Origin of the sequence: Aliikangiella marina (assembly GCF_007004765.1) — a bacterium.
Lineage (GTDB): Bacteria > Pseudomonadota > Gammaproteobacteria > Enterobacterales > Kangiellaceae > Aliikangiella > Aliikangiella marina.
Map to the genome: position 1 here is coordinate 436,541 of NZ_VIKR01000005.1, position 12,918 is coordinate 449,458.

Below are 12,918 nucleotides of genomic sequence, written 5' to 3' on the forward strand. Positions count from 1 at the left end.
GGCTATTCTATCTGAGTGCTAGATGATATAGGATTTGAATCGACTTTATTCGTCGCCTTGATAAGCTTTGACTAGCTGTATGATATGGTTTGTATCGAACAGGGTTAAACCACGTTCAAAAAAGGTTTGTAGCTGGTTATCTGTCGGGAAGGTAAAATATTCCGCCTTTCCCTGTTGAGGTTGGGCGTTTAAAGCCTGTCCGCTTGAGAGCTGTGTAACCGCCTCAATCATTGCGTCACAGCCGGTTTCGTACAAGGCTAAAACATTCTCTAAATAACTCTTCGAATAATCGAGAGTGGCTGTATTGCGATTGATTATCGGTCCTGCATCAATTGCCGCACTATCAATAAAATGTAACGTGGAACCATAGTGTGAAGCTTGGTTATACATCGCCCAAAAGGTTGCCATAACGCCTTGGTATTCAGGTAACAATCCTGAATGTAAGTTAATGACGCCAAGTTTGGCTGTGGCGATTGCTGGTGACTTGAGTATCTTTCCAAATCTGACAGAAAGTATCAGGTCTGGTGCTTCTGCGGTGAGTTTTTCGAGTCCGGTGACTTGATTAATATCGTTTAAGGTGGCCAATTCATGGCCCGATTCTCTGGCGAGTTGGTGAAAGGTTTTTAGTTGGGAATTTGCTGAATTAGAATTTGCCGGATTATTATTAGTTTCCTGATTATCAATATTCGGAAAAACGATCTGATTGAATAAGTCTTGTTCAAAAAACTTTAAATCAAGCAAAGCTTTTGGCTTTTTAGATTGGGCGCCAACATGATCAGATAAAAAAATCCGGATGATGTGTTGCTTCAACCCGCGAACCAAATAGTTAAGCGCGATATTACTAGCAATATCTTTGTTGGCAAGGATGACTAGCTTCATTATTCACTGATTGGCAAATTCATTGGCTGGTAAAGCCTCGGCATATTAATACCATAGCATAGCGCTAGTTAGGGCTTAGTCCTAGAGAATTTAGGTTCTATTTATAAAAGACTATATGCACCAGAAACAAAAAAGCAGTGCGATTTGCACTGCTTTAGATTGAGCCTGCTTGACAAAAATTAGCAGCGCTTAAAGCGAGAGCCTGTTCTCTTTCGTTCACAATCTCTGCCGATAGTCTGTTTCTTTTCTTCTTTCTGCGCAACTTTCTCTTGTTGCGAGCTGTCATTTGATGCAACTTGAGTTGTTGAAGCACAAGAAACAACTAAAAGCATCGAACTTAAAAATATCATTTTTTTCAACATTATCCCAAAACCTTTTTTTCAGTGTTTAAAATTTATTACGCGCCAGAGCAGCCCCGTCCTTTTGTAACAACTCTACAGTTGACAACTCAAGAATTAATACCACTAAAGACTGAAGGAAAATATTCTGTCTTCCTTGTCAGAATCTTCAAGTTGAATTTTTATTGAATAACGGTGGTAAGCTGTTCAGTTAGCGAAAATAAAACAAAAAAAGTTGCTGATCAATGGGAAAATTACCGAAAGTTATAGCCGTTAACTTTCGGTTACATTTAGGAAATCGTCACAAAAAATTTTTACGGTTTTTAACAAATTACTTGAATTAATTAGTCGAAACTTATCGGTTATTGATAAGCTCGAATTTAAAAGCGAAGCGATAAACAGCTTAAGCCACCATCGATTTTTTGGAACTCAGAAACATTGACTTCTCTGGTTTGGTATCCGGCTTTATTAATCAAGGCGAGCGTTTTCGGAAAGCCGGCCGGGACTAAAACGCGATTATTAATCCACAGGCTATTGGCTGCATAGGACTCGTCTCGGTCTACCTCGAGTATACTGAATGTCGCAAACTCGGGTTTGTTTAAAAACTCGCCGCAAGCCAGTAGCTTGTTGTTTTCCAGATAGCCTAACCCTGTTTTTAAGTGAAGTACTTCTGAAAGAGAAACAATCGAGCCGCTCATACCATGCTTCTCAAGAAAGGTGATCATTTGCATGGCCCCGATTTCGTTAGTCCTCGCGGATAGCCCGATGTAATAGTGATCACCGACCATCATGATGTCGCCGGCTTCAACTGTCCCAGGTGCGTCGATAAACTCTACGCGATCATAGAATTGCTCTACCACTGGTATCATTGAGGTAACTTCCCCCTTACGAGACGCTGCACCCGGATTAGTGATGATTGCACAATGGGGAGTTAAAAGTGCTGTGTCTTCAACGAATGTAGAGTCAGGAAATTTTTCATCGGCAGGCAAAATAGTGACCTGTAGACCACATTCAATGAGCGCTTCGATGTAATCGGCATGTTGAGCGAGCGCTTTGTGATAATCGGGCTTGCCTAAGTTTGCAGTTGTGATTCCCTCAATCATAGATTGGCATGGCGTTCTCACGATGGCTTTTGAAAACATCTTGGATCCCCTAATCATCGGTGTAGGCACTTTTTAGTGAGTGCCTGATTAAATCTTGAAAATGGAGTACACCTGATTCCCGTTTCATACACAAGCGTCCTGCCTGGTAGCTACCAGAATTAAGGCCTTTTTGTACTTGCTCACAGATCATAATATCTTCTTCTTGAATTTCGTCGCTAAATTCTCGGTCTTTTGCGATCAATGACTCTGTCTCTTTAGCGCCCATATTGTCATAGTAATAATCAAAATAGATTTTAGTTTTTTCTACACCATCAGGAATAATGATATTGGTTTGCAAACGCCCTGGTAAGATGTTGAGCATAAGATTTGGAAAAACACAGTAGTAATGAGCTTGGCCATCACCATAAAAGTTACTGTCGTCGGTCTCTGGGTTATCCAGAGGGCTATATTGATAACTATGCCAGCGATGCAATATGGTGTCGTAACTACGGTAGTCTAATAGTTTATTCAAGCCTGGATGGACATGGGGTAAGTGATAACCCTCCAAATAGTTATCCATGTAAACTTTCCAATTACAGTCAATTAAATATTCATCTCGATGACTGAAAGAAAAAGTCGAGAGGTCGATTGGTAAAATGGTTTGCTGTATACCCTCCAATAAGTCGTCGAGCGCTGGCGGCGATTCATTAATGCATACGAAAACAAAGCCTTGCCAAGTTTCAATTTTGGCTTGTGGTAAGTGATATTGGCAGACATCGAAATGAGGCGTAGAGTTCATTTCTGGTGCACTCCTTAATTCACCATCGAGGGTGTAGGTCCAGCCATGATACTTACAACGGAGAACTTTATCGTTAGCATTTTTTATTGCGACCGGGCCCGCTCGATGACGACATACGTTGTGAAAAGCTTTTAGCTCATTTGATGAGTTTCTAACGACAACCACTGGTATTCGACCAACCTGACAAATCAATTGGTCGCCGATAGCTTTTAGTTGGTCAATATGGCCTACCAATTGCCAGTGTGATTCGAATATGGCTTGGTATTCAAGTTTAAGGATGTCATTGTCAGTGTATAATGAGGCGGGAAGCGTGAAAGCATTGTCAGGATCCGCTGGCATTAGTTGGTCGAGTATCTCTGGTGATAATTGCATCAGTGGTTCCTATTCATCGCTTATGACAATTTAAACTAGCCCCTGGCAGTATTTTAGCGAGGGGCTCAAAAGTATAAAAAATAAATATCCCGCTATTCCAATCCACTGACCGCTTTGGTTTCTAAATAGTCTTCAAACCCGTGCACACCCCACTCGCGTCCATTGCCGGATTGTTTATAACCGCCGAAAGGTGTATTCAAGTCGCCGGACTGGCCATTGATATTGATATTACCAGCGCGAATTTTTGAAGCGATGTGAGCGACGCGTTGCATATCCTGACCTTGGATATAACCAGCTAAACCGTAAGGCGTATCATTGGCAATTTCAATGGCTTCTTCATCAGTATCGTAGCCGAGAATCGATAGTACGGGACCAAAAATCTCCTCGCGTGCAATAGTCATCTGGTTATTTACTTGGCTAAATACCGTCGGTTTTACAAAATAACCCTTTGTCACTCCTTCGGGCTTTCCGCTACCGCCACAAACTAGGTTTGCGCCCTCTTTAATACCGGTTTCAATAAGGTTTTGTACTTTATCAAATTGCATACTACTGACGAGTGGCCCCATCGTTGTGGATTCCTCTTGTGGGTCTCCAACTTGAACTCTTGCTGCAGCATTCGCTGCAATTTCTGCCGCTTCTTCCATGCGACTATTGGGTACTAACATTCGGGTCGGTGCATTACAGGATTGGCCAGTATTATTGAAAACACTGAATGCCCCGCGCTTGACTGCGGATCCAAATCCGGCGTCATCGAGTATGATGTTAGCGGATTTACCCCCAAGCTCTTGCGTCACGCGCTTGACCGTTGGGGCGGCGTTTTGCGCAACTAACGAGCCGGCGCGGGTTGAGCCGGTAAAAGATATCATGTCAACATCAGGATGACTGGATAGCAATGTGCCAACTCCTGGACCATCACCATTGACTAAATTGAATACGCCTTTCGGTACGCCGGCTTTGTCCAATATTTCTGCAAAAATATAACCCGACAGAGGCGCAATTTCTGAGGGTTTAAGCACCATAGTACACCCTGTGGCGAGTGCAGGTGCGACTTTGCAGGTTATCTGATTAATCGGCCAGTTCCAGGGAGTAATCAAGCCACAGACGCCGATCGGTTCTTTAAAAATCCGACTATTACCACTTTGCTCGGTAAATTCGAACTCTTTAAGAACGGCCATGGCAGTTTTCAAATGCCCAAGACCCGAGCCTGTTTGTGCTTTGGTCGCTAAGGAAACTGGCGCACCCATCTCTTCACTAATCGCAGCGGCCATATCATTGTAGCGATTTTTATACTCTGCGATTATCGATTCAAAAATGGCTATCCGCTCCTCCTTGCTGCTGATTGACCAAGTCTTAAATGCTTCTTTTGCGGCCGCGACAGCTGCATCAACATCGGCTTGGGCACCGAGTGAAATGCTGGCACACACCTCTTCCGTCGCTGGGTTTATTACATCAAATGAATTGTCAGCAGCAGGGTTGACCCATTCGCCGTTTATATAGAATTGTTGGTAGTGTCGCATTGATTAGTCCTCGTAAACTGGACCGCCCAAGTTAGCGCCAAACCTCGTTATGATCAATAGAGCATGAGTAATTATTCTCGATTAAGTGCCCAGAAGCTGTTGCTAGTCTTTCACATGTTCGAAAATCGTTCATGAATGAATGCGAAGTGTGACGATTGACATAACATAAAGCAGCGCGTAAAAAGGTAAGAAAAAAGAGTCGCATATGCCAAGCCAACCCTCTCCAGAACCTGTGTCTAACAGCAAACCTCTAGGATTAATCATCTGCTGCGCGCTAGTTGTTGGCAATATGATAGGCTCAGGGATTTTCTTGTTACCGGCATCCCTAGCCTCTTATGGTGGCGTTAGTATTCTGGGGTGGTTAGCGACTGCTGCTGGCGCACTGATGACTGCTTTGGTGTTTGTTAGATTGAGTCGTCGTTTTCCAAAGCAGGGTGGTCCCTACCGATTCGCATACGATCACTTTGGTCCGTTAGCCGGTTTTAGTGTTGCCTGGTCATACTGGGTTTCTATTTGGTGTGGTAATGCTGCGATTGCGGTCGCCGGGATTTCATACTTGAGTGTTTTATTTCCCCAATTAACAGATTCACCGGTTATCGCCGCTGGTGCTTCATTATTGCTGGTATGGAGTCTAACTTTCCTCAATACTCGCGGTGTAAGGCAAGCGGGTATTTTTCAGCTTATTACCACGGGTTTAAAGCTATTACCTTTGGTAGCAATGGCGATCGCCGCGTTTTTTGTTTTTGATGGCAGCGCGCTTCAACCATTTAATCCAAGCGAAGAACCAATTAGCGTCTCAATTGCGGCGACTGCTGCATTAACTTTGTGGGCTTTTTTAGGCATCGAGTCCGCGACTATTCCCGCTGAGAATGTTCGTGACCCGAAAGTGACGATTCCACGAGCAACATTACTGGGCTTTGCAATAGCAACAAGTGTTTATCTGTTGGGACAAATCGCCATTATGAGTATTGTGCCCAACGAGCAATTACAAAACTCCAGCGCGCCTTTTGCTGATGCAGCAAAGTTCTTATGGGGGGAATGGGCAGGGTATGCCGTTGCACTCGGCGCTGCAATCAGCTGTATCGGTGCGCTTAATGGGTGGATCTTGTTACAAGGTCAAGTGCCAATGACTGCTGCAAGAGATGGTTTGTTACCGAAGAAGTTTGTTGACGATAAAAAAAGTGGGGTGTCAATCGCAGCACTCGTTTTCTCGAGCGGCATTATTTCAGTATTAGTCATTGCCAACTACAGCGAAGGGCTTGTCGCGTTATTTACCTTTGCGATTTTAATGTCGACTTTAGGAATATTTATTCCATACTTGTTGTCAATTGCGGCTGACCTCAAAACAACTTTTGTGCGTTGGCCTGTCAAACGTAACTATCTCAATGTAATTACCGGCTTGTTGGCAATGTTTTATTGCTTGTGGGCGGTCAGTGGTATCGGCAGTAAATCATTAATATGGGGAACCGTTTTAATTATCTCAGGACTGCCAATTTACTGGTGGATGAAAAAAGAATAAATTGTGCCTTAACTAACGTTTGAGATTAAAATTTCTAACCGTTTTAAACACGAATTGATGATTGGGCTTCATTAAAGTCACTGCTTCTTGGTGGTAGGTGCTCACAGGAAACTTCTGATTCAATTTGCGTATAACCGAATCATTATTCGCAATACCCATTTCACTGACTGTCATATGAGGGATGAAACCCTCAGTAAACGGCAAGTTAAGATTGAAAAAGCCCGTCTGATGGAGCTTTTCTCTTAGTGTCAAAATAACTTTCTTAGGCGCTATTTGAAAAATAATACATGTTTGAGAAAGGTTTGAAATCGGCCCATACTGAATTTCAAACTGGCTAAATTGGCTGATTATTTTTTCAATTAAATTGAGCTCGTCTGTTGATATTTCTTTTATTAATGGTTGGGTCAGCGTTATATGAGCAACACAAATTTTATGCGATTGCGGATCATATTGTTGTCGAAGGGAATTGACAATTTGCATTACTTGCGGTGGTGGCAGTAATAATAGTGTTCCGTATTGATAATCTTTTTGCCAACTCATGACAAACAAAGTACTCAAATTTTTTATTTTAAGTTACATACTAGCGTTGGGTTAAATGGCTGACAAGTACTAGCCGTTTATAAGGAGACTGTCATTTGATGAAACCTTTTCCTCAATACATCTTTAAAGTCTGACGAGCAGGCGAAAAAAACGCGGACCACTTTAATACGAATGCTTTTCTTTTTTGAAGTTGCAGCGAGCTCTGAATCAGCACCATGGGAATTTAAACTTTCAGAGTTTGAGTCATTGAGGGATAATTGAGGTCGCATTGAGGTTTTATAGTGGTTTTATTGAAGCTACATAGAGGCCAAATGGAGGCCAAATGAAGGCCAAATGAAGAAGCATGCATGGTGAAACTCGAAAAATATTGAGTCAAATCTGATGCTAGTCATACCGAAAATACTCCCTGCTCGCAAAAAATATTGGCATTGAGTAATGTGTTAACCATCCAACTTAATCACTTTTTTGAATAATCAACTAGGCAAAAAGTAAGTACAATAAAGTTGTTCTTGTTCAGTTTATTTTTTTGATTTGATCGTCATGATGTGAGTTAACTGTGGATATACGCTACCGAAGAGCAACAAAAAATGATCTCCCTCGATGCATAGAAATTCGAGGTTTAACCAACGACAATGCTCTTGATAAAAAATATTTAGCGTCGATAGGTGTGACAGAAGACAGCTGGACGCCTTATGTGGAGGATGGCACTTATATCGGGCATATTGCGCAAACCGAGGGTAATATCGTTGGATTTTGTTTTGGTGACACTCGATCAGGCGAAATATTGGTGCTTGCTATACTCGCCGGATTTGAAGGGAGCGGTATCGGCCAGCATTTATTGTCGCTTACTGGTGAGTCGCTTTTTGAGCGAGGTCACAATGAATTATGGTTAGCCGCAGCTGCAAAGCCGATAATTCGAGCATATGGCTTTTATCGACGTATTGGATGGCGACCTACGAATAAGTTCGATATTAATGGTGATGAAATTCTCAAACTAAAAAAGCAACGTTAATTTTATTCTGTTAGGTTTACTCTAAGCAAAAGTTGGTTGTGATTATGTTAAAAGCTCAGTTAATACTTTTCTGCGGTAAAATGGGGTCAGGTAAATCGACCAAAGCCAGTGAAATTGCAGCAGAAATTAATGCAGTGATGATTTCAGAAGACGATTGGTTGGGCACGCTGTATCCCAATCTAATAACCTCACTCGAAGACTATGTTGAGTATGCTAATCGACTTAAACCAGTAATCAAACAATTGACGCAATCTATGTTACTTGCTGGCACCAATGTTGTTTTAGATTTTCCTGCAAATACGGTCAAGCAGCGTCAATGGCTCAAATCGATATTTACGGAAATTAACGCATCCCACCAACTGTTTTTTCTCGATGTAAGTGATGCTACTTGTTTGTCACAAATTGAGAAACGACGGGATGAAAATCCTGAAAGGGCTTCTACGGATACCCCACAAATGTTTTTGCAAGTAACCAAATACTTTGCTGAACCAGAGCCTGAAGAGGGATTTAATGTAAAAGTTATCAGTTGACTATCTCCATTGGAGTGCACAAACAACTTTTTAAAACGTGCGAGTACTGAATAGCAAACCCTTTCTACAAAGTGAGTTAATATTGGCCAGTTTGCCTAAATCAGCGACTCCTTCTATTCTTAATACTGATAGTTTTTCGTCCTACGGTTGAGTGTTGAGAAATAAATTGCGGAAGTATGCGCTTGATAATTACTTAAGTATGTTAATGGCTTTGGCTTTTAGCGTTTACTCAATTGGATTACAAGCAGCGACAAACTTGCAGTTGAAGCCTAATATTCCTACTTACTTTCGGCATGTTTCTGTTCAGCAAGGTCTATCCCAAGTCACTGTTGCCGATATATTACAAGACAAGAGTGGCTTCATGTGGTTTGCAACACAAAATGGTATTAACCGTTTTGATGGCTATGAGTTTATCCAATATAAACGCGACAAGCTTTTTGAAGGCGTAGGCCCCATCGGTGACTATGCCTATAAACTTGCGCTTGATGACGAAACCTCGGATATCTGGGTAGCGACTTCAGGCGGACTAAGTCGCTATTTGTACCAACAAGATCGGTTTAAGCATTACGACCTAATCGGTGCAGATGGGGAGCGCCGCTATATCGTTACCACAGTGGTCTTTGATCGCTCGGGACAAATGTGGGTGGGGACTCGCCATGGGTTATTTCGTTATCAGAAGAGTAGTGACTCGTTTTCGCCAATTAAATTAGATATCTCAGCGAGTGCCTGGGTACTTGATATCGCGCTGGATAAAAGCGGTGAGCTTTTAGTGGCTACAACCGAAGGCCTTTTCGGCATTGATATAAGTGATCCTACACGAGTTAACTATGCATTAATTGGCGAACAAGTTAATGATATCGAGCTGCTGGATTCAGGCGATTTTTGGTTCGCCACTACCGGGAAAGGCGTCTACCGTAAAAAGGACGGCGATACACTGAACGCTAGTTTGTTTCCAATAAAAAGTTTGTCTGAGGCCTTAATCAAAAGTGGTGTCAATTCGATAAAACAGATTAAAAATCAAGATATTTGGATTAGTGCGAATGCCGGATTAACGATCGTACACTCCGATCAAAACGGAAGAGTGACTGGTATTGATTTAACCAATAAGAGTAATGAAGGCAGTTTATTGAGCGCAGCCCACATGACACGTACTTATGAAAGTCAGGCTGGATTAATTTGGCAAGGTACTTGGACCAGCGGCTTTTCGGTTTATGATCCCGAAAGTCAACAAATTGGTTCCTATGCAGCGGTACCAGGCGGATGGATCAGAGGCCTTGCGCGAGACAATCAAGACAATGTTTGGTTTGGAGCGCCAAACGGGATATGGAAAAGACATAAAGACGGTACTCGTGTGGGGCCTTGGCTATTTCCCTTTCAAACTCGCAAGAATCAGGCAGCTAAGCAACGTTACATTAGAACTTTGGCTTTTGATAATAATAAAAAACAACTATGGGCGGGGACAACGTCAGGGTTATATCGACTGATCCCGTCATCCAGTGTGTTAGAAAAAACAAATGTGTTGGTTGATACTAATATTTTTGTACTTGATTTAGACCACCAGGGCGACTTATGGATAGGAACATTTAACCAAGGATTGTACTGGTTAGATGGAGACTCTCTGGAAGTGAAAGGGCATTGGGCAGTAGCGACTGTGACTCATATTTTCATGAGTGAGGACACCGTTTACGCCGGCACGATAGAAGGCCTCATTTTAATTGATAAACGCTCTCGTGCGCTTGTGAATCTTAATGACGAAAATCGTCCAATTGAACAACGTAGTCCAAGAGTCGTTACCTGGATATCAAAAGCAAATAATGGCGACTTTTTATTGGGCACTCAAGGATCGGGGATCTATCGCATGCGGGTCGATATGACTGCACTCACTTTTGAGGCTCTTTACCCGAACTCGCATTTGGCGACTTTGTCAATTGGTGGTATCCAAGAGGATGAATCAGGAAATTTGTGGGCGAGTACGACCGAAGGCTTAGCGAAGATAGAAACGAGTCAGCAAACGATTTCTTATTACAATAAGCGAAATGGTGCGTTTTCGGAGGGGTATTACATTAACCATAGTCTTCAGCTGTCTGATGGTGAAATTATTTTTGCTGGTCCCAAAGGGATGTCATCATTATTTCCCGATCATATTAACCTGTCTTCATTTAGACCGGTTGTTGCGGCGACTAAACTATTGGTTCTTAATAAACCTATCAGTGTATCCTCTCAAAATAAACGAGGAATGCCGTTAACCAAACCAATCCATATCAGTGATACTATCACGCTCGGCCCTAAGGACAATGTGTTTAGTATTGAGTTCAGTGCATTGGACTATTCTGCCCCTGAAAATAATTTGTATCAGTTTAAACTCGAAGGTTTCGATGGCGATTGGATTGATTCTGATGCTAACCATCGGGTCGCCACTTATACCAACCTTGATCCAGGAAACTATCAATTAAATATTAAAGGTTCAAACAAAGATGGCATATGGAGCGATAAAGTTAAAACATTAGAAATTATTGTTCTTCCGCCATGGTATTGGAATACATGGACGAAAATACTTTGGGCGCTTTTGACTATCGGCCTTTTTAGCGCGTTCTATCGCTGGCGGATTTGGTCGCTCAAGGCTCACTCTCAAGAGTTGTCGATGCTGGTTAAACAGAGAACCCTCGAACTTGAAGCCATTAATGCTAAGTTAATGGAATTATCAACCAGAGACGAATTGAGTCAACTTAAAAATCGTCGTGGGTTTAGTTTGCTTGCCGAAAGTGAGCTACAAAAGTTTAAACGTACTGAAAAACCATTTTCCATTTTGATGGTTGATATTGATCACTTTAAAGACGTGAATGATGAATATGGACATGCTGCTGGCGACAAGGTTTTAGTCGGTACCGCTGAAAAAATGAAGGGACTTATTCGTAAACAAGATCATATTGCACGATGGGGTGGTGAAGAGTTTATCATTCTAGCTGTGGAAACGCCGCTTGATGCCGCGGTAATCCTAGCTCAGAAAATTCGCAAAAATATAAAAGACAATGTTATTGCAATAAAGAGCGGGCAGATAAAAGTAACGGTTACTATCGGAGTCAGCGAGATTCAACCTCATCAATCTCTTGAACAGTGTATCAACAGAGCCGACAAACATTTATATCGTGGTAAGGAGTCTGGTCGTAATCGAGTATGTTATTAAAAGGCACTCAAGAGCAGTTGGCATTTCAGTATTACGATAGTTATTGTGAGTTAGCCACAATTTTTAAACAAAGTGTTTTTAACTGCTGGTGTTCTTCTATCGTCAATCCGGTTTTTTTGGCAACTTTTGTCGGGATATCTTTGGCCAGGCTTTTTAAGGCATTGCCAGACTGAGTAATACGAATAATTCTACCGCGCTCATCAGTTTTATCTCTCTGACGGCTAATAAAGCCTTTGGCTTCAAGTCGTTTAAGCAGCGGGGTGAGCGTACCTGAGTCGAGGTTTAAACGTTCGCCCAAAGTTTTGACATTGCTCGCTTGTTCTTCCCAGAGCACCATAAGCACCATATATTGCAGGTAAGTAATTTTTAGCTCATCCAGATAAGGGCGGTAGGCTCTTACGACTGCGTTGGAGGCTGAGTAAAGCGGGAAACAAATCTGTCGTTTGAATTGTAGGTGATCAGGAACCGAAGGTTTGACGTTCTTGTGACTCATGGTGCTACCTAACAAGATTGAGCGCTAAATGTTGAAGCCGAGTTTTAAGTGAAGCCATTAATCGGCTTTAGTAAATTATCTTTGCTTAATAAACTCAAGCAGGCTTCGCCGATTCGCTGAAACGAAACCTGTTATTGATTCATGCTACTTTTGACGGCGTAACCACACCATTTGCCAAGTCAGCATTATTAAAAAGACAATTAAAATCACCAAAAATGTTTTTTGCAAAAAGGGATCTTTGAGTGACGTAACGATTGGTGCATCCATAGGGAAGCGAGTTAAGATTTCGGTCGCTGTGGGAATTAAATGAAACAAAATGGTTGCCGAGTAACAGAGGTTAGTGAAGTACTTGTTCCAAGATTTAAACAGCACCGTTTTTTCTATTATTAAGCCGGAAAACACCGCTAAAATAGTCAGAATAGCCAATCCATGAGCAGCATTAAACCCTCCATGACGGAAGATGGTTAACGCGGAAGCTGCCGTTATCAATGTTGCGATCAAGTAGGTTTTACCTGTGACTGATTTGTAGGTCATTTGTTTGCTTTGCCACAACATCATAAAGCCACTGATTAAAGCGACCATACCGACCACCGTGTGTAATATTCCCATCGGGCTCAAAGGCATGATTAATCTCCATTGGACGAATTTCCAAC

The 12,918-nt window shown here is 42.1% G+C and carries 12 protein-coding genes; 4 read left to right on the plus strand and 8 right to left on the minus strand.

All coding sequences use genetic code 11. The features are described 5' to 3' along the window. Positions 1–45: 45 nt before the first annotated feature. From FLL45_RS19210 to FLL45_RS19230, 5 genes are all read right to left on the minus strand, one after another. Positions 46–879 carry a formyl transferase gene (locus FLL45_RS19210; protein ID WP_142943676.1) on the minus strand — a complete coding sequence of 278 codons (834 nt, stop codon included), beginning with the start codon at positions 877–879 and terminating at the stop codon, positions 46–48. Between the two features lie 179 nt (positions 880–1,058). Beyond that, complete coding sequence (locus tag FLL45_RS19215) at positions 1,059–1,241, minus strand: hypothetical protein (protein ID WP_142943677.1); 183 nt, start codon at positions 1,239–1,241, stop codon at positions 1,059–1,061. Between the two features lie 356 nt (positions 1,242–1,597). Then, a complete protein-coding gene (locus FLL45_RS19220; protein WP_142943678.1) occupies positions 1,598–2,359 on the minus strand; it encodes a dimethylarginine dimethylaminohydrolase family protein in 762 nt (253 codons plus the stop codon). 10 nt (positions 2,360–2,369) lie between these two features. Further along, positions 2,370–3,470: an aromatic ring-hydroxylating oxygenase subunit alpha gene (locus FLL45_RS19225; RefSeq protein ID WP_210247234.1), complete on the minus strand. Its 1,101-nt coding sequence runs from the start codon at positions 3,468–3,470 to the stop codon at positions 2,370–2,372. Positions 3,471–3,562: 92 nt separating this feature from the next. Next, a complete protein-coding gene (locus FLL45_RS19230; RefSeq protein WP_142943679.1) occupies positions 3,563–4,987 on the minus strand; it encodes an aldehyde dehydrogenase family protein in 1,425 nt (474 codons plus the stop codon). A gap of 205 nt (positions 4,988–5,192) precedes the next feature. Between FLL45_RS19230 and FLL45_RS19235 the strand changes: the two genes are divergently transcribed. After that, positions 5,193–6,506 carry an amino acid permease gene (locus tag FLL45_RS19235; protein WP_142943680.1) on the plus strand — a complete coding sequence of 438 codons (1,314 nt, stop codon included), beginning with the start codon at positions 5,193–5,195 and terminating at the stop codon, positions 6,504–6,506. Positions 6,507–6,518: 12 nt separating this feature from the next. Here FLL45_RS19235 and FLL45_RS19240 read toward each other — a convergent pair whose 3' ends face one another. Next, a complete protein-coding gene (locus FLL45_RS19240; RefSeq protein ID WP_142943681.1) occupies positions 6,519–7,046 on the minus strand; it encodes a 2'-5' RNA ligase family protein in 528 nt (175 codons plus the stop codon). A gap of 556 nt (positions 7,047–7,602) precedes the next feature. On the opposite strand from FLL45_RS19240, the gene FLL45_RS19245 reads away from it, so the two are divergent. The 3 genes from FLL45_RS19245 to FLL45_RS19255 all read left to right on the plus strand — a co-directional run bounded on the left by FLL45_RS19245 (position 7,603) and on the right by FLL45_RS19255 (position 11,772). Further along, positions 7,603–8,058, plus strand: a complete 456-nt coding sequence (locus FLL45_RS19245) for a GNAT family N-acetyltransferase (protein WP_142943682.1) — start codon at positions 7,603–7,605, stop codon at positions 8,056–8,058. 44 nt (positions 8,059–8,102) lie between these two features. Then, a complete protein-coding gene (locus FLL45_RS19250) occupies positions 8,103–8,588 on the plus strand; it encodes a P-loop nucleotide/nucleoside kinase family protein (protein ID WP_142943683.1) in 486 nt (161 codons plus the stop codon). 154 nt (positions 8,589–8,742) lie between these two features. Continuing rightward, positions 8,743–11,772 carry a ligand-binding sensor domain-containing protein gene (locus FLL45_RS19255; RefSeq protein WP_142943684.1) on the plus strand — a complete coding sequence of 1,010 codons (3,030 nt, stop codon included), beginning with the start codon at positions 8,743–8,745 and terminating at the stop codon, positions 11,770–11,772. 40 nt (positions 11,773–11,812) lie between these two features. On the opposite strand, the gene FLL45_RS23150 is transcribed toward FLL45_RS19255, so the two are convergent. Beyond that, positions 11,813–12,265, minus strand: a complete 453-nt coding sequence (locus FLL45_RS23150; RefSeq protein WP_142943685.1) for a MarR family winged helix-turn-helix transcriptional regulator — start codon at positions 12,263–12,265, stop codon at positions 11,813–11,815. 144 nt (positions 12,266–12,409) lie between these two features. Beyond that, the gene (locus FLL45_RS19265; protein WP_142943686.1) at positions 12,410–12,889 is read right to left on the minus strand and encodes a DUF2306 domain-containing protein; all 480 of its coding nucleotides are present in this window, start codon (positions 12,887–12,889) and stop codon (positions 12,410–12,412) included. Positions 12,890–12,918 lie beyond the last annotated feature (29 nt).